Origin of the sequence: Prosthecobacter vanneervenii, from assembly GCF_014203095.1 — a bacterium.
Lineage (GTDB): Bacteria > Verrucomicrobiota > Verrucomicrobiia > Verrucomicrobiales > Verrucomicrobiaceae > Prosthecobacter > Prosthecobacter vanneervenii.
In genome coordinates, this window is record NZ_JACHIG010000006.1 from 370,150 (window position 1) to 387,843 (window position 17,694).

A 17,694-nucleotide genomic window follows, 5' to 3' on the forward strand; every position below is an offset into this window, starting at 1 on the left:
GTGCGGAACGGGGTAGTGTGCCCCCGGCGCCTTGCTCCTTAAAGCCTCTCCACGTGCTTCAGATGCTCCGGCGGTGGGTTGTCAGCATCCACATCATGGATCTCCACCACGCGCCCGTCGTCCATGTTCGCGATCCGGTTCGCATGATGAAAGATGCGGTTGTCATGCGTTACGATCAGCACCGCACGGTCCTTCCCACGAGCCACGTGCTCAAAGAGCTCCATCACCACATGCCCGTTCTTGGCATCCAGCGCGGCGGTGGGCTCGTCGCAGATGATCAGCTCCGGCTCATGTACCAGAGCACGGGCGATCGCCACACGCTGCTGCTGCCCGCCTGAGAGCTGGGAGGGCCGGTGCTTCGTGCGCTCTCCCAGCCCCACCTGATCCAGCACCTCCTTGGCGCGCTTCTCGGCCTTCGAGGCGGACACGCCCTGGATCAGCAGCGGCACGCTCACATTCTCCACGCAGCTCAGCGTCGGGATCAGGTTAAAGGACTGGAAGATGAAACCGATGTGCTGCGCCCGGAATCGCGTGATCTCAGCCGTGGACATTTTCCGCAGATCCTGCCCCAGCACCTGCAGCTCCCCGGCATCCGCTTTCAGCGTGCCGGCAATGATGCTGATCAGCGTCGTCTTGCCGCAGCCGGACGGCCCCACCAGCATGGTGATGTCTCCCCGCCGCACCTCCAGCTCGATCTCCTTGAGCACCTGCAGCCGCGCGCCTCCATCTCCAAAGCTCTTGGAGATGCCCTTCACATGTGCCGCCAGACGGCCGGTTTCAGCTTTGCTCATTCGTTTGGACTTCCTACGCGGTCCTGATGCCTGCGGTTGCCTGTGAGTTCAAGTCGGGACTGCACCCCTGTACCATGCTTCAGCGCATTCCGGTCTCCTCAAAGTCATTGCAACACCCGCTGCGCTGCCGGTGTTTACTGCTCTCCATTTTCACCATGAAGCACAAGACACTGATCCCCCTCCTGGCCCTTGTGGCAGGCCTCACCGCGGCCCATGCCGCGCCGCCCAAAGCTCCCAAGCTCGTGGTCGCCATCCTCGTGGATCAGCTGCGCTACGACTATCTCGACCGCTTCCACGCTCAGTTTGTCGAAGGCGGCCTTCGCGAGCTCACGGACAAAGGCGCCTTCATGACCTTCGCGCAGTACAATTACTACCCCACCATCACCGCGCCGGGCCACGCCAGCTTCTTCAGCGGCAGCTCGCCCATGATGCACGGCGTCATCGCCAATGACTGGTTCGACAAGCGCAGCGGCGAGATGATGTACTGTGTGGAGGATGCAGGCGTGACCGGCGTGGGCACCAAGCCCGACGCCAAGGCCGGCAAGATGTCCCCGCGCAATTTCACCGGAGCCACCGTGGCGGATCAGATGCGCCTCCACTGGGGCTCCAAGGTGGTCAGCATGTCCGTCAAGGATCGCGGCGCCATCCTGCCTGCTGGCAAGAAGCCCACCGGTGCCTACTGGTTCGAGTCCGCCTCGGGCAATTTCATCACCAGCAGCTACTACCAGAACGAGCTGCCCGCCTGGGTGAAGGCCTTCAATGACAGCAAGCGCCCGGACGCCTTCGTCGGTCAGACCTGGGAGCGTCTGTTGGATGAGAAACAGTATTCCGAGTCTGACGAGTCCGCTGGGGAGAGCCACCTCGCTGGCGAAAAAGGCAGCACCTTCCCGCACAAGGTCATCAAGGAGGAGAAGGAAGGCTACGAGCCCATCCTCTCCACTCCCTATGGCAACCAGCTCCTCATGGAGTTTGCCAAAGCTGCCATCGAAGGAGAAAAGCTGGGGCAGGGGAGCCAGCCTGATCTCCTGTGCGTCTCGTTCTCATCCATCGACTACTGCGGCCACAAGTTCGGCCCCTACTCCCAGGAGGTTCATGACATCACCCTGCGCCTGGACCGCCAGTTGAAGGAACTCTTTGCCTACCTCGACAAAAAAGTCGGTCTGGCCAATGTGGTCATGGTTCTCACCGCCGACCACGGTGTGGCCCCCAATCCTGAAAATGCCAAGGAGCAGGGCCTCGATGGTGGCCGCCCGGCCATCACAGACATGCTCGTGGAGCTGCAGTCCAAAGTCGCCGAGCGCTTCGGCGAGGGGCACTACTTCCTCTCTCCCAAAGGCAGCCTCAAGCCCCGCCTTGTGGAAGGAAATCTCTACTTCGACCACGCCGTCCTGGCCGAGAAAAAGCTCCAGCCCGAAGTGCTTACCGACTTCATCCGCGAGTGGGCTCTCTCCACCGGCGTGGTGCACGCCGTTTACAGCCGCCAGCAGCTTCTCGAAGGCCGCGCCCCCGGCGTCATCGGCCAGCGCATTGCCAACGGCTTCAATGGCGAGCGCAGTGGCGATGCCGTGATCATCCTCAAGCCCTGGCTCATCGCCGGCACTGGCAAGCCCGCCACCGGCACCACCCACGGCTCACCCTTCTCCTACGACACCCATATCCCTATCATCTTCTACGGCGCCCCCTTCAAAACCGGCCGCTACGCCGATGAGTTCAGCATCACCGACCTCGCCCCCACCCTCAGCGCCGCCCTAGGCATCCAGGAGCCCCCCATGTGCATGGGCAAGCCGCTGGTGCGTGCGCTGAAATAAGTGATGCGGGCACTCTTGCCCGCAGTCTGGAGGTCTGAGTTGTTCGGTGCAGGCCAGCGTGCCTGCATCACCCCTCACGCTCTCAAAAACCTCCCCGTCACACTCGCCTCATTCACCGCCACCTGCTTCGGCGTTCCCGCCGCCAGTACATACCCGCCTTCCGTTCCTCCACCCGGCCCGAGATCAATGATCCAGTCCGCGCTGCGGATTACATCCAGGTGATGCTCGATGACGATCAGCGTATTCCCGGCATCCCGCAGGCGCAGTAGCACGCCGAGAAGCGTCTGGATGTCCGCGCTGTGCAATCCCGTAGTAGGCTCGTCCAGCACATAGAGCGTGCGGCCGGTGCTTCGTTTCGCCAGCTCCGCGCTGAGCTTGATGCGCTGTGCCTCGCCGCCGGAGAGCGTCGCACCGCTCTGGCCCAGTTTGATATAGCCGAGGCCCGTCTCCTCCAGCGTGCGCAGCTTGGGGGAGATCGTGGTGCTGCGATCAAAGAAGCGCAGCGCCTCGCTCACCGTCATGTCCAGCACCTCGGCAATGTTCTTGCCCTTGAAGGTCACCTCCAGCGTCTCCGCGCCATAGCGCTTTCCTTTGCACGACTCGCAAGTCACATACACGTCCGCCAGGAAGTGCATGTCGATCTTGATGACTCCATCCCCCTCGCATTTCTCACAGCGGCCACCGGGTGTGTTAAAGCTGAAGCGCCCCGCATCATAGCCGCGCATGCGCGCCAGCGGCAGCTGTGCAAACAGATCGCGGATCGGCCCAAACGCCCCCGTGTAGGTCGCGGGATTTGAGCGCGGACTGCGGCCGATGGGTGATTGATCGATCACCACCACCTTGTCGATGTGCTCCAGCCCCGTGATCTTCTCATGCGCTCCCGGAATCTCCTTGGCGTCATAAAAATGGCGGCGCAGAGCGCGCATCAGAATGTCATCCACCAGCGTCGATTTGCCGCTGCCAGACGGGCCCGTGACGCAGGTGAAAGCCCCCAGCGGAAACGCGGCGGTCACATTCCGCAGATTGTGCGCCGTGGCCTTGTGAATCGTCAGCGAGTGTCCCTTGGTCGGTTCACGGCTTTCGGTGATCAGCGTCTCCGGCAGCGCCTTGGCTTCGATCCTTGTCCTGCCGCTGAGAAATCCTCCCGTGATGGAGGCCGCATTCGCCGCGATCTCCGCCGGCGTGCCCTGCGCGGTGATCTTCCCGCCATGCGTGCCCGCTCCTGGCCCCAGCTCGATGATGTAATCCGCCGCGCGCATCGTGGCCTCGTCATGCTCCACCACCAGCACCGTGTTTCCGAGGTCGCGCAGCCGCAGCAGCGTGCGGATCAGCCGCTCGTTGTCTCGCGGATGCAGCCCGATGCTCGGCTCGTCCAGCACATAGAGCACACCCGCCAGCCCAGCCCCGATCTGCGACGCCAGCCGGATGCGCTGCATCTCGCCACCCGAGAGCGTGCCGCTCTCACGGTTCAGCGCCAGATACCCCAGCCCCACCTGCTCCAGAAACTCGATGCGCTTCACCACCTCCCGCTGCAGCTCGCCCACATACAGCTTCTGCTGCTCGGTCACCTCCAGCTCCCGCATCCACTGCAGCGCATCCCGCACCTGCAGTCCGGTAAACTCATGGATGTTCAAACCGTCATCGGCTTCCAGCTTTGAACCTGAAATCTTAAACTTGGAACTCAGCCTCACCGCCAGCGACTCTGGTCTCAGTCTCTGCCCCCCGCACGTCGCGCAGGGCTGCGGGTTCATCAGGCGCGAGAGGGCGGCTCGCAGCACATCGCTCTCCGCGCTCGCATACATGCGTGCGATCTCCGGCAGCAGTCCCTCAAAGGGCTTGGCCACGCTGCGTTTGTTGTCCGCCTTTTTCCAGCCGGTGCTGATCGCCTCGCTGCCCGTGCCGTGGAAGAGCGCATGCTTGAAATCCGTCGGCAGATCCCGAAACGGCACATCCATCGCCGCGCCGTAGTGCCGCGCCAGCGCCTCCACGCCCTGATTGAAAATCTGCTTCACCTTTGGGTGCCGCGCCCACCAGGCCTTGATGGCCCCTTTGGCCAGAGACACGCTTTCATCCGGCACCAGCAGCGTCGGGTCCGGCGTGGGGGTGGTCCCGGTGCCCTCGCAGGCCGGGCATGCACCCAGGTGTGTGTTAAAGGAAAAATGCTGCGGCGTCAGCCGCTCCAGCGTGTAGCCTGTGCGCGGATTGGCAAAGGCCGTGGTGTAGCTCAGCACCTCCTCGCTGCCGTCCAGATTCACCAGAAACTGCACCTCACGGTCATTCCAGTGCAGCGCGCTTTCGATCGCCTCCATCAGCCGCTGGCGCGAGTCGCCGCGCACCACCAGGCGGTCGATCACCACCTGCACCTGCTGCATCTGCCCGTCATCCAGTGTGGGGGCCTCCTCCAGCTCCACTACCGTGCCATTCAGCCGCACACGCACAAAGCCCTGGCGCTTCAGCTTCTCAAAGAGCGTGCGCGTGTCCGCCGCGCTTGCCGCAGCCTGCGGGGACAGCACCACCAGCCGCGTGCCCTCGCCCAGCGCCAGCACCTTGTCCGCGATCTCCGGTGGCGTGCTGCGGTGCAGCCTCTCGCCGGTGCTGGGATCATATGGCTGCCCCGCCACCGCATACAGCACGCGCAGGTAGTCATAGATCTCCGTCACAGTGGCAATGGTACTGCGCGGGTTCGGATTCGAATGCACCTGCTCGATCGCCACCGCCGGGGACAGCCCCTCGATGAAATCCACGTCCGGCTTCTCCATCTGCCCCAGAAACTGCCGTGCGTAGGCGGAGAGGCTCTGCACATAGCGCCGCTGCCCCTCGGCAAAGAGCGTGTCAAAGGCCAGCGAAGACTTCCCGCTGCCGCTCACCCCCGTCAGCACCACAAGCCGGTGCCGTGGGATGTCCACGTCGATGTTTTGGAGGTTGTGCTGCCGTGCGCCTCGCACGCGGATCACGTCTTCAGGCATGCCCCCGTACAAGCCGCTAGGGCAGGGGAGATCAAGCCCCAAGAAATCCCGGGGGCGGCTCGTTTCATAATGGTGCATGTGGGCGGTTGATTATCTCAGTCCACTCTCCTAGAATCCCCCCCTCGCCATGAAACCCCTCCTCGTCATCGCCCTGGCCATCGCCGTCGGATACGTCTCCTACGAGTATGTCTATCCGCCCTTTGCAGACGCCATGAAGTTCACCAAGCATGTGCCCAAGCCTGCGCCAAAAAAAGAGGTGGCAGTGGCTCCGGCTCCCAAGCCGGTGAAAAAGGCTGAGCCCAAGGTCGTCATGGAGGAGCCCAAGCCGGAACCCAAGCCGGAGATGAAGCCCGAAGAGCCCAAGCCTGAAATGCCCAAGGCCCCCGAGCCCGTGGCAGATCCCAATGCTTTCGTCCCGCCCGTTTATCCGCCAGCAGACCAGCTGACTCAAAACTGGACCGTGATCCCCAAGAACTTCTTCAAGGAGCCCAAGCAGGTCACCATCAAAAAAGACCTCAAGCTGGAAATGCAGATGGGCAAGGCCACTGCCGCCACCAACTTCAAGGCTGGTTCCAAAATTTTCGTGATGGATCAGCAGGGCCCCAATCTCGTCGTCGGTGCCTCTGCAGGTTCCCCCATGCGTGGCCTCGTCGCCATGGAGGACACTGACTTCAAGGACGTCTTCACCGCCGCCTATGAGCAGGTGAAAGTGATCGCGATCGAAAACGCCCGCAAGGCCCACGAATACCGTCTCGCCGCCGCCGAGCGCGCCAAGAACGCCCCTGCTCCCGCCGCTGGTGGCGGTGGCAGCAGCAATAGCAAGCCTGCCAAAGACGCCGACGGCTCCTATCCCATGCTGCTCGCCAGCATGAAGGCCGGCGAAGTCACTGAGATCAAGCCCGACAACGTCAAGTCCTGGGGCGAAGTCGCCCAGGAAAAAATTGACGGCACCGACTACTGGACCGTCAATGTGAAGTACGAAACCCAGACCATGTTCGGCAAGTTCGAAACCGAAGCCCAGGCCCGCATCCGCAACGGCAAGGTCGAGAAGTGGGTCTATACAGGCTCTGGCGAAGTGGTGCCTTAAAAGCACGGGTCACAGCTTCACAGTCAAAAGATCAAACAGTGGTCAAGGTGGAGACACCTTGACCATTTCACAGTCAAAAGATCAAACAGTGGTCAAGGTGGAGACACCTTGACCATTTTCTTGATGGCTTGATCTCCTGACCTCTTGACTCCAATCCCGCCCCCGCCACGTAAACAACCCCGATGAAAATCATCCGCCATACCGACCCCGGCTATCCCGCCGCCGCTTCCGCCCTCAACCGCCGTGCCGAGGCCAGCGATGCCGTGCGCGAAGTCGTCTCAGGGGTCATCAAGGCCGTGCGCGAGCGCGGAGACGCCGCAGTGCTGGAACTCGTGGAAAAGTTTGACGGTGCCAAGCTCACCCCCGCCCAGATGCGTGTCCCCCAGGCCGAGCTCGACGCCGCCTGGGACGCCGCAGATGCCACTCTCAAGTCCGCTTTGCAGGCTTCTCAGCGCAACGTCGCCGCCTTCGCCCAGCGCAGCCTGCGTCAGGAATGGAGCTTTAAAAACGAACAAGGAGCCACCGTCGGGGAGGTCTATCACCCCTTCGAGCGCGTCGGCTGCTACGTGCCCGGCGGCACCGCCCCGCTGGTCTCCACCTCCATCATGACCGTCGCCATCGCCGCCGCCGCAGGTGTGCCGGAGATCGTTGTCTGCACCCCCTGCGGTCGGGATGGCACCGTCAATCCCGGCCTCCTTGCCGCGCTCAAGCTCGCAGGTGCCACCGAGGTCTATAAAATCGGCGGCTCCCAGGCCATCGCCGCGCTCGCCTTCGGCACCGAAACCATCCGTCCCGTCACCAAAATCTTCGGCCCCGGCAACAGCTACGTCGTCGAGGCCAAGCGCCAGGCCTTCGGCGTCGTCTCCATCGATCTCCTCCCCGGACCCAGCGAGGTCCTAATCCTCGCAGATAAGTCCGGCAATCCCGCCTTCATCGCCGCAGACATCCTCGCCCAGGCCGAGCACGGAAAGGACAGCATGGCCGGTTTCCTCACCGACGACGCTGCTCTCCTCGATGCCGTCGTCGCCCAGGTCGCCGAGCAGTCTGCCACGCTGAGCCGTCAGGCGCAGCTCACCCCTGTTTTGGAAAAAGGTGTCTTCCTCATGCTCGTGCCCAGCATGGAGGAGGGCGCACGCCTGGCCAATGATTTCGCGCCAGAGCATCTCACGCTCATCACCACTCGGGAGCAGGACATCCTGCCCCTCATCCGCACCGCCGGCGCTATCTTCCTTGGCAACTATTCCCCCGTGGCCGTGGGCGACTTCCTCGCAGGCCCCAGCCACACGCTGCCCACTGGCGGCTCTGGCAAATCCTTCCCCGGCATCACCGCAGACATGTTCCAGCGCCGTACCAGCATCATCCGTCTGGACCGCGAGAGCTGCGCCAGGTCCGAGCCCGTCGTCAGCGCCATCAGCGCCGTCGAGGGACTTGATGCCCACGCCCGTTCGGTGTTCATTCGTGGTGTATGAACCCACGCCTCTGCCTGCTTGCCTTGCTGCTCGTTTCCTGCGGCAAGGAAGAACCTGCTCCTGAGCCCAAAGCAAAGGGCGCTCCGCCTTCTGCTCCTGCCTCACCCAAACCCGTGGTGCAGGAGAAAAAACTGCCACCGGTTCCGCAGGGCAAGCTCCAGCAGATGGACCCCGCCAAGGCCAAGTTCATCGCCATCCCCAGCACCCCGCCCGACGCCAAGGACAAAGTCGCAGACAAGCCCAAAACCGATGCGCCAAAGCCAGCGGTCACTACGGCCAAACCGGCTGCCGCTTCAACCACACCCGAGGTTAAAAAGCCCGCTCCTGCTTCAGCTGCTGCCGAAGACAAAAAGCCCTCGCAGCCCGCTCCAGAGATGAAGCCTGCGCAGGTCTCGCCACCCGCTCAGGTCGTCCAAAAAGCCGCCGTATCTTCTCCCGTGACTGAGGTCAAAAAGCCAGCCGCTCCGGCCCCCGCCGTAAAACCTGACATGGCTCCAGCCCCTGAAGTCAAAAAAGCAGCTTCCGCAGCGGTTCCTGCTTCAGCGCCAGCCGCCGAAGTTAAAAAGGCCACCCCCACGCCTGCACCGCCCGCGACTCCATCACCAGCCCCCGAAGTGAAGAAAGTCACGGCAGCCACCGCCACAGAACCAGCGCCTGAAATTAAAAAAGCCGCCGCTGCCCCTGCAGTAGAGGTCAAAAAGCCCGTCATCACACCCTCAAGCAGCCAGTAGCACCCACACGGCGTGCAGGCCCAAGGCATCCCCATAGTGGTCCGCACAGTCCTCTGTGCGGCTCGCACGCGCATACGAGGGGCAAGAACTCTCAAAACTTAGCACGGAGCCATAGCTGCCGATAAAGTGCCGTCTGTCTAATCCACCATGCTCGCTGCAGACGGTGGGATGGAGCCAGTCGCTCTCTCTTCGCAGCATTGGATCCCTCCCACGCCTCTCACACAGGCACCCGAATCTCCAGCCACTGGCTCGTCTCGTCCGCAGCCTTCACCACACGTCCTGCCGCATCCATCGCCGCAGGTACCAGCGCAAAATCCCCCGCCATCAGCACCATCCCACCCACGCTGATCTCACCGCTCACCACGGCCAGCGTCAGGCTCTCGCCCACAGCACCCGCTTCTCCATCGCCACTCCTCAGCTTCACATCAAAGTACTCGCACTTCACCAGCGTGCCGTCCGCCTCCAGCTTCTGCACCCCGGGCTCAAAATCGCTGAAGTCGATGCTCTGCAGGCTCTCCTGCACATGCAGCGCACGCGGCTTGCCATCCAGCCCCACGCGGTTCCAGTCAAACACCCGGTACGTCGTGTCGCTGTTCTGCTGGATCTCATAGATCAGCAGCCCCGCACCGATCGCGTGCACACGCCCGCTCGGGATGAAAAGACACTCACCCGTGCGTGCCTCGATCACATGCACCACATCCGCCACGGTGCCGTTCGCCAGTGCCGTTTCAAAATCCGCACGCGTCACTCCCGGCTTCAGCCCTGCGTAGATCTTCGCACCCGGGTCCGCATGCGCGATGAACCACATCTCTGTCTTCGGCTCGCCCTTCAGCGCTTCCGCCATGCTCGCTGGCGGATGCACCTGGATCGAGAGATCATCACACGCATCCAGGATCTTCATCAGCAGCGGATAGGTCGGGCTGCTCGATGACAGCAGCGCCTTGCCAAACACCTCCTCGCGGTGCTGCGTCCACAGCTCATGCAGGCTCACGCCATCCGCCGTCACGCTCGGTGCTTCGGGCCGGTCGCACACGGTCCAGGCCTCGCCAAAGGGAGTCGTCGCATCCGGCAGCGTTGCGCCCAGCAGGGTCTCCATGCGTCGTCCGCCCCAGACTCGGCTTTGATAAATCGGTGTGAAACGAATGAGCTGATTGAATTTCATATGATCATAATCAACCACAGCGTGCGTTGACGCTCTAGCACGAACTCTCCAGAATGCCCTGCTGTGAACAAAATTGAAGCCCGCCTTATTCAGTCTCTGAATGAAATCTTATCCCCTGACCGGGTGCTGACCTCTGATGAGGATCTTGTCCCCTACAGCTTTGACGGCACCGCTGCCCTCAAGCAGCGTCCCGGTGCCGTTGTTTTCCCGCTCACGGCCGAGGAGGTTTCAGAGTGTGTGCTGCTCGCACGTCGAAACAATGTCCCCGTCGTCACACGCGGCTCCGGCACCGGTCTCAGCGGCGGCAGCGTACCGCTGGATGGCTGCCTTGTTATCTGTCTCGTGAAGATGGACAAGCTCATCGAGGTCGATGAAAAAAACCTCACCCTCCGTGCTCAGAGCGGCGTCATCACCAAGGAGATCGACGATGCCTGCGCCAAGGTCGGCCTCTTCTACCCGCCTGATCCCGGCTCCATGAAGATCTCCACCATCGGAGGCAATGTGGCCGAAAACTCAGGCGGTCTTCGCGGTCTGAAGTACGGCGTCACGCGCGATTACGTCATGGGCTTCGAAGTCGTTCTGCCAGACGGCACACTCACCTTCCTCGGAAACAAGTGCGTCAAAGACGTCGCTGGTTACTCCATGAAGGACATCTTCATTGGCAGCGAGGGCACGCTCGGCATCATCACCGAGGTCATCCTCAAAGTGCTCCCTCGTCCCAAGGCGCGCAAGACGATGCTCGCTCTCTATGACTCCATGGAGGACGCCGCCAAGACGATCTCCGCCATCATCGCCGCCAAGATCATTCCCTGCACCCTGGAGTTCCTCGATCGCGTCACCGTTCAGTGTGTGGAAGACTACGCCAAGATCGGCCTGCCCACTGATGTGGAGGCTCTCGTCCTCATGGAGACAGACGGCCACCCCGTCGTGGTTGAAGAAGAGGCCGCGCAGATGATGGCCCTCGCCAAGGCCAATGGCGCGCGCGATGTCCGCGCCGCTGCCGATGAGGCCGAAGGCGCCAGACTCGCCGCCGCTCGTCGCAATGCCTTCTCCGCTCTCGCCCGCGTTCGCCCCACCACCATTCTGGAGGACGTCACCGTTCCGCGCAGCGAACTCGCCGCCATGGTCGCCTTCATCGATGCCGTGGCCAAAAAGCACAAGCTGCAGATCGGCACCTTCGGTCATCTGGGAGATGGCAATCTCCACCCCACCTTCCTCACCAACGAGCGCGACCACGAGGAGATGCACCGCATCGAGCTCGCGCTGGAGGAGATCGTCGAGGAGACCATCCGTGTCGGCGGCACCGTCACTGGAGAGCACGGCGTCGGCCTCGCCAAAAAATCCTTCCTCAAGCGCCAGCTCGGAGAAGGCAGCTACGAACTCATGCGCAGCATCAAGAAAGCCCTCGACCCCCAGGGCCTGCTGAACCCCGGAAAGATTTTTGATTGAGGAAAGACACATGGCTTCCGCAAACCTCCTCCAATCCCTCGACTACTCCGTGCTGCAGCAGTGCATGCACTGCGGCATGTGCCTGCCCACATGTCCCACCTACGTGGAGACCAAGATGGAGCGCAACAGCCCCCGTGGCCGTATCTCCCTCATGCGCGCTGTGGCCGATGGCGACCTCCAGGTCACCAAGGCGCTCTCAGACGAAATGTACTACTGCCTCGGTTGCCTGGCCTGCCAGACAGCATGTCCCGCAGGAGTGAACTACGCCGAGCTCTTTGAAACCGCCCGCGCCGAGGTGGAACAGGCTCAGGTGGACGACGGTATGCAGCGCGGCTTCTGGCGCTGGCTTTCGCTCAATGTCATCTTTATGCGCCCCTGGCTGCTGCGCCTCATCGGCCGCGTGCTGCATGTGTATCAAAGCACCGGCCTCGATGCTCTGATGCGCAGGCTTCGCTTCTTTGGCCTCATGCCGCCATCGTTGAAAAAGCTAGAGCCTCAGACCCCCAAGATCGCCGAGCACTTTTCCGACGATCTCATCTGGCCGGAGGAAAAGCCAAAACAAGATCGCGGCTACCGCGTGGGCCTGCTCACCGGCTGCATCCAGGACCTCGCTTTTTCAAACATCAACCGAGACACCGCCGACGTCCTCCTCGCCAACGGCTGCGAGGTCATCACCCCGCGCTCTCAGAGCTGCTGCGGCTCCTTGCACGCGCACAATGGCGAACTCGAGCTCGCCCGTGAACTCGCCCGCCGTCAGATCGACAGCTTCGATCTCGATTCTCTCGATGCCATCATCACCAATGCCGGTGGCTGCGGCTCCCATTTGAAGACCTACGGCCACCTGCTGCACGACGATCCTTTCTACGCCGGGAAGGCAAAGCAGTGGGACAAGAAGGTGAAGGACATTCACGAATGGCTCGTGCAAATCCGCTTCCGCAAACCCACTGCTGGCGCAGGTGTCAGCGAAGTCACCTACCACGAAAGCTGCCACCTCTGCCACGGTCAGAAGGTCGTCTCCCAGCCGCGCCAGATCCTAGCCAGCATTCCCGGCCTCACCTTCAAGGAACTGCCCGAGTCCAACTGGTGCTGCGGCAGCGCCGGCATTTACAATATCACCCAGCCCGAGCAGAGCCAGAAGCTGCTCACTAGGAAAGTGGAAAACCTCCGCCAGGCCGGAGTCCCCGTCGTTGCCACCAGCAATCCAGGCTGCCACCTTCAACTCGCCAACGGCCTCCGCGCCTGCAGTAGCCATCCCTGCCAGGAAGTCACCCAGCCCGTGACCTTGCTCGCCCAAGCCTACCGCGCCGAACAAAGCGCCCAAGGTGGCGGGGTCTCCTGACCCCGTTTGCGGTAAGAGAGGCGAGACGGGAGACTCCCCCACCTTGGGGTTCTGTGGCGTCTTGCGAGCTGCGTCATGCGTTGACATCTTGATCTCCAAACACCTCTCCCCATGGAACTCGACCTCACCGGCCCTCTCCGCGAAGACGCCTACATGATTCTCGCCGGGCTTGTCACTCCGCGCCCGATCGCCCTCACCACCACCGTCGATCCCGAAGGCCGCGTAAACGCCGCTCCCTTCAGTTTCTTCAATGTCCTCGGCGACTCCCCACCCATCGTCGCCATCTGCCCCGGCGACCGCTCCGCTGGTGTGCCAAAAGACACCGCCCGCAACATCCGCCTCACCCACGAATTCGTGGTGAACCTCGTCGATGAAGCCCTCGCCGAAAAAATGAACCTCTGCGCCGCCACGCTTCCTCCGGGCGAAAACGAGCTTCTCCATGCCGGTCTCACTGCTCTGCCTAGCAGCGTCGTCAAACCACCCCGCATCGCCGAAGCCCCCGCCAGCCTGGAGTGCAAAAGCCACAGCATCATCGAGATCGGCGACAACCGCCTCATCATCGGCGAAGTCCTCCGTGTCCATGTCCGCGATGGCATCTTCGACCCCGCCACCTGGCTCATCAAACCCGCCAACTACCACCCCATCGGCCGCATGCAAAGCCCCAACTGGTACTGTCATACCAAGGACATGTTTGAGCTGAAGCGTCCGAAGTGAGTAAACAGGTCAGGCGGCTCACAAGCGTGATTACTTCACATCGCGCCAGAGCCAGCGCAGCGCTTCAGGGAGCATGGGGGCCATGCCTTTGCTGCCGTGGAAGCACTGGGTCCAGTCGATGCGGAAGTCGTAGTCCTTGTATTTGAGTGCGGCGGCCATCTGCTTGTTGGCGATCGGCCAGTTGCCGAACTTGTTGTCGAGATCGTTCTCCCCATCGAGCAGATAGATGCGGAGGGGCTTGCGCTCGGCGAGGCGGATCATGGAGGGGTAGGCGTGGCCGCCTTTGAGATCGACGAATGAGCCGACCCAGGAGAGCACTTTGCGGAATTTGTCCGGGCGCTCCCAGGCAACGTTGAAGGAGCAGATGCCGCCGGAGGAGCCGCCACCGATGGCCCAAGACTCGGGCTGGGGACGGAACTTTGTCTGATAGCGACTCTGCACCTCGGGCAGGATTTCATCGATCAACATGCGTGAGTAGGCGTCTCCGAGGGAGTCGTATTCAAAGCCTCGGTTTGCGGCCTTGTCTCCGGGCTTTTGTTTCGGCTTGCGACCTGGATCAATGAAGATGCCGACAGTGCGTGGCATCTGCTTTTTGTGGATGAGATTGTCGAAGACTACGGGAACACGCATGGAGCCGAGAGGATCGGCATGGCGGGTGCCATCCTGCCAGACCATGAGGCATGTTTCCTCCTGCGGCTGAAAACCAGAGGGGAGGTAAACGGTGACATCCCGCACGGTTTCGGGAAAGACCTTGCTGGTGCTCCATTCAAATTTTTCGAGTCTGCCTTTCGGTACATCGGCGTGTGGGAGGCTGTCGGCGGTATACTCATAGTGCTCCACATGCACGGTGCCGGCCATGTGGGGCATGCCTTCGGATTCCACACGGTAACCGGTCTCGGTGAAGTTTGGCATCTCGGTGACGAGCACCTGGAGGCCATCATCTCCTAGGGGAAGCATGTCGCCGATGAGGGTGCCGTCCTGCTGCACGACGCGTGAAGGCTTGGGATCGATGACGGCCCAGGCGACTGTCGTGGCCTCGATCTTGGCTCCAGCCTTGCCCTGGGTGAGGTTTTGACGGCCAAAGAGGCGCATGATTTGATCATGCAATTTTTGCTGGCCTTCAGGCGTGGCAGTAAGCTTCAGCGCGGAAGCAATCTGCCGAGGGGTGATTGGCGGCTGTGCCCCTGACTTGTTTTGAGCCGAGGCCGAGGTGATGGAGAGAAGAAGCAGCGGAAGAATGACAGCACGCATGTGTCCGCCCTGTAACGTGAACTAAGGTCAAAGAATATCGGCGATTTGTGCCAGGGGGAGGTTTGTGTTTCAGCCCTTTTGTCAGGGACTGATGGGGATGGGCCAGCCTCACTGGAGAAGCGCTTTCCAGATACGGTCAGTGCCGCGTGATCGCGGTCTTCTTAAATCACAGAGCTGCGGTGTAGTGCGACTGAGTCATGGGAACGCCAGCGGTGCGGAGACGTGCTTCAATGCCGTCCATCATGGCGCGGACGTGGCGCCATTTGGTGCGGTCGCGCATGAGCTCCATGCTTTTTTCAAAGGAGCCCCACTGGATGACCTCGATATCCACGTGGCGGACGCCCCAGTTATTCATCATAGAGCGGCTGGGCTTGTAGAGGTCGATGGTGCCCGTGCCGACGAGGGCGCTGCCGTAATCGTCCACCACATAGACGATGCCAGGCTGGCCGGAGATGCGAAAGACGGTGCCGACAGGATAGCGAGACCAGTCTGCCGCGGCGCTGCGGACGGTGCCGAAACGGAGATCGGTGCCGAGGGCACTTTTGACGCCGTAGGCGATGTGGTCGCTCTCGCTGTGTGTATAGGCGGTGGTGCGCACGCGCATCTGAGAACTGCGACTCATGGCCGAAGCGAGCATGAGCGGCGGGCGGGGCTCCTCAAGCATGAAGGTGTAGCGCTTGATAGCACTGGGACGAAAAGGCACGCTCATCGTCAATGCCTTACGCACCTCATATTTGACTCCCGTTTGAAGTGGGGGGGCTTTTTTGGGAATCCCATTTCGAGCGGAGAACAACGGCTGCCCGGGCAGTGCGCAGGCTGAAAGGGTGACCAACAGAGCTCCGCAGAGGCCACAAGTGATCAAACGTGAGTTGTTCATGGCTGGTTTTTTTGGAATTAGAAACAACTTACCGTAATTTTTATACATCTTCAATATAAAAAGGATATTTTACATATTTATGAAACTTAATAGTTATTATTTTCCATAAATTCCAGCATGGAACACCCGATTGGGTGTAAGGGACGTGCGAGTTTTTTTAAACTCGGAATGGCTGCTTATTGGTCTGCGCCACCCTGCTCTTCCCAGAGCTTGCGCCAGTGATCGAGGCGTTCCTTGATGCGGGCTTCCAAGCCGTTGGCCGTGGGATCGTAGTATTGGCGACCGCCTTCCAGGCAGCGCTGGGGTACGAAGCCGCCTTCGTAGTTGTGTGGATAGAGGTAGCCTTCGCCGTGGCCGAATTCCTTGGCGGCCTTTTTGTGGTGGGCGTCGCGGAGATGCTTGGGCACGGGGAGCGTGCGGCCGTTTTTTACATCGTCCAAAGCGGCATCGATGGCCATGTAGGCACGATTGCTCTTGGGCGCGGTGGCATTGTAAACGGTGGCGTGGGCGAGGATGATGCGGGCCTCCGGCATCCCGATGAACTCGACAGCCTGCTGTGCAGCGACAGCGACGCGGAGGGCATTGCTGTCTGCCATGCCGATGTCCTCGCTGGCGGCGATGACGATGCGGCGGGCGATGAAGCGGATGTCTTCACCGGCGTAGAGCATCTTGGCCAGCCAGTAGAGCGCGGCGTCGGGATCGGACGCGCGCATGCTTTTGATGAAGGCGCTGATGGTGTCGTAATGGGCATCGCCATCGCCATCATAGACGACGGTTTTTTGCTGCACGGACTCTTCAGCGGCTGCGAGGGTGATGACGATCTCTCCTGTTGCATCTGGCTGGGTGGAGAGCACGGCGAGTTCCAGAGCATTGAGGCAGCGGCGGGCATCACCATCGGCCACGGTGGCGAGGTGAAGCCGGGCGTCTGGCTCAATGCGGGCGTGCATGCTGCCGAGGCCGCGCTCGGAGTCTGCGAGTGCGCGGTCGATGAGGCCCTCGAGATCGGAAATGCCGAGCGGCTCCAGAGTGAAGACTTGGGACCGGCTGACGAGGGGGCTGTTGACGTAGAAGAAGGGATTGTGCGTGGTGGCGCCGATGAAGCGGAGGGTTCCGCGCTCCAGGTGCGGGAGGAGGACGTCCTGCTGCGCTTTGTTGAAGCGGTGGATCTCATCCACGAAGAGGATGGTGGTTTTGTTGTAAAGGCGGAGGTGGTGGCCGGCATTTTCGGCCTCCTTGCGGATGTCTGCCACGCTGCTCTCCACACCGCTGAGGGTGACAAAGCGGGACTTGGTCTCCTGAGAGATGATGTTGGCGAGGGTGGTCTTTCCCACTCCCGGCGGGCCGTAGAGAATGATGGACGAAAAGCGGTCTGCCTGAACGGCGCGGCGGAGTAGCTTTCCCTCGGCCAGGATGTGCTGCTGGCCGACGTATTCCGCCAGACTGCGCGGGCGCATGCGGGAGGCCAGCGGCGCGCCTGCATGATGCACCACAGCGGCCGCGCGTGGCGGCTCGGGTGGCGGGGAGGCAAAGAAGTCGTCGCTCATGCGGAGGGCAGCGGGATGAATGACGCGGAAAGGGCACGGCGGCAAATCGCAGTTTGCACCGGGGCGGGTTTCATGCTCGGTAAGGCTCCAAGATGAAGATCTCCAAAAAAGCCGAATATGCCCTCCGCGCCCTGGTGGCGATGGGGCGTGAGCGCGAGGGGACGAACTTCTCCATCCAGGATCTGGCCAGCAAGGAGCACATCCCGCTGAAGTTTCTGGAGCAGATCCTGTTGGCGCTGAAAAACGGCGGCCTGCTGCGCAGCAAGCGCGGCGTGGGCGGCGGCTACCAGCTGGTCACGCATCCGGCGCGCATCACGCTGGGGGAGGTGGTGACGCTTTTTGACGGGCCTTTTGATCCGGTGCCTGGAGCGGAGCACGATGCACTGGGGCAGGTGTTTGGCGGGCTGCGGGATCAGGTGACGCAGTGGTTTGCGGAGAACACCATCGCGCACATCATCTCCAAGGAGCAGCCACGCGGGGCGGTGTCGTTTGACATTTGAATGAGC

14 protein-coding genes are annotated in these 17,694 nt (G+C 61.7%); 8 read left to right on the forward strand and 6 right to left on the reverse strand.

What is annotated here, in order from left to right:
* Nucleotides 1-38 precede the first annotated feature (38 nt).
* Nucleotides 39-791, reverse strand: coding sequence for an ABC transporter ATP-binding protein (locus tag HNQ65_RS15905; protein WP_184340642.1), 753 nt, complete (start codon nt 789-791; stop codon nt 39-41).
* 155 nt (nt 792-946) lie between these two features.
* On the opposite strand from HNQ65_RS15905, the gene HNQ65_RS15910 reads away from it, so the two are divergent.
* A complete protein-coding gene (locus tag HNQ65_RS15910; RefSeq protein WP_184340644.1) occupies nt 947-2,599 on the forward strand; it encodes an alkaline phosphatase family protein in 1,653 nt (550 codons plus the stop codon).
* Between the two features lie 74 nt (nt 2,600-2,673).
* Here HNQ65_RS15910 and uvrA read toward each other — a convergent pair whose 3' ends face one another.
* Nucleotides 2,674-5,565: an excinuclease ABC subunit UvrA gene (uvrA, locus tag HNQ65_RS15915; RefSeq protein WP_184340646.1), complete on the reverse strand. Its 2,892-nt coding sequence runs from the start codon at nt 5,563-5,565 to the stop codon at nt 2,674-2,676.
* Between the two features lie 127 nt (nt 5,566-5,692).
* Between uvrA and HNQ65_RS26580 the strand changes: the two genes are divergently transcribed.
* The 3 genes from HNQ65_RS26580 to HNQ65_RS15930 all read left to right on the forward strand — a co-directional run bounded on the left by HNQ65_RS26580 (nt 5,693) and on the right by HNQ65_RS15930 (nt 8,852).
* A complete protein-coding gene (locus HNQ65_RS26580; RefSeq protein ID WP_221306188.1) occupies nt 5,693-6,652 on the forward strand; it encodes a hypothetical protein in 960 nt (319 codons plus the stop codon).
* 182 nt (nt 6,653-6,834) lie between these two features.
* Nucleotides 6,835-8,121 (forward strand): histidinol dehydrogenase, encoded by a 1,287-nt coding sequence (gene hisD, locus HNQ65_RS15925; RefSeq protein ID WP_184340648.1) that lies wholly within the window; start codon nt 6,835-6,837, stop codon nt 8,119-8,121.
* Complete coding sequence (locus tag HNQ65_RS15930) at nt 8,118-8,852, forward strand: hypothetical protein (RefSeq protein ID WP_184340650.1); 735 nt, start codon at nt 8,118-8,120, stop codon at nt 8,850-8,852. Before hisD ends, HNQ65_RS15930 begins: the two co-directional genes overlap by 4 nt.
* A gap of 217 nt (nt 8,853-9,069) precedes the next feature.
* Here HNQ65_RS15930 and HNQ65_RS15935 read toward each other — a convergent pair whose 3' ends face one another.
* Entirely contained in the window at nt 9,070-10,014 is a 945-nt protein-coding gene (locus tag HNQ65_RS15935) for a type I phosphomannose isomerase catalytic subunit (protein ID WP_184340652.1), read from the reverse strand.
* A gap of 63 nt (nt 10,015-10,077) precedes the next feature.
* Here HNQ65_RS15935 and HNQ65_RS15940 point away from each other — a divergent pair, with 63 nt between their 5' ends.
* The 3 genes from HNQ65_RS15940 to HNQ65_RS15950 all read left to right on the forward strand — a co-directional run bounded on the left by HNQ65_RS15940 (nt 10,078) and on the right by HNQ65_RS15950 (nt 13,516).
* Nucleotides 10,078-11,463, forward strand: coding sequence for an FAD-linked oxidase C-terminal domain-containing protein (locus HNQ65_RS15940; protein WP_184340654.1), 1,386 nt, complete (start codon nt 10,078-10,080; stop codon nt 11,461-11,463).
* Between the two features lie 10 nt (nt 11,464-11,473).
* Nucleotides 11,474-12,802: a (Fe-S)-binding protein gene (locus HNQ65_RS15945; protein WP_184340656.1), complete on the forward strand. Its 1,329-nt coding sequence runs from the start codon at nt 11,474-11,476 to the stop codon at nt 12,800-12,802.
* Between the two features lie 111 nt (nt 12,803-12,913).
* Entirely contained in the window at nt 12,914-13,516 is a 603-nt protein-coding gene (locus HNQ65_RS15950; RefSeq protein WP_184340658.1) for a flavin reductase family protein, read from the forward strand.
* A 30-nt stretch (nt 13,517-13,546) separates the two neighbouring features.
* Here HNQ65_RS15950 and HNQ65_RS15955 read toward each other — a convergent pair whose 3' ends face one another.
* The 3 genes from HNQ65_RS15955 to HNQ65_RS15965 all read right to left on the reverse strand — a co-directional run bounded on the left by HNQ65_RS15955 (nt 13,547) and on the right by HNQ65_RS15965 (nt 17,188).
* Nucleotides 13,547-14,767: an alpha/beta hydrolase gene (locus HNQ65_RS15955; protein WP_184340660.1), complete on the reverse strand. Its 1,221-nt coding sequence runs from the start codon at nt 14,765-14,767 to the stop codon at nt 13,547-13,549.
* 166 nt (nt 14,768-14,933) lie between these two features.
* The gene (locus HNQ65_RS15960; RefSeq protein WP_184340663.1) at nt 14,934-15,476 is read right to left on the reverse strand and encodes a 3D domain-containing protein; all 543 of its coding nucleotides are present in this window, start codon (nt 15,474-15,476) and stop codon (nt 14,934-14,936) included.
* Nucleotides 15,477-15,820: 344 nt separating this feature from the next.
* Nucleotides 15,821-17,188: a replication-associated recombination protein A gene (locus HNQ65_RS15965; RefSeq protein WP_184340665.1), complete on the reverse strand. Its 1,368-nt coding sequence runs from the start codon at nt 17,186-17,188 to the stop codon at nt 15,821-15,823.
* A gap of 92 nt (nt 17,189-17,280) precedes the next feature.
* Here HNQ65_RS15965 and HNQ65_RS15970 point away from each other — a divergent pair, with 92 nt between their 5' ends.
* Nucleotides 17,281-17,688 carry an RrF2 family transcriptional regulator gene (locus HNQ65_RS15970; protein ID WP_184340667.1) on the forward strand — a complete coding sequence of 136 codons (408 nt, stop codon included), beginning with the start codon at nt 17,281-17,283 and terminating at the stop codon, nt 17,686-17,688.
* Nucleotides 17,689-17,694: the final 6 nt, after the last annotated feature.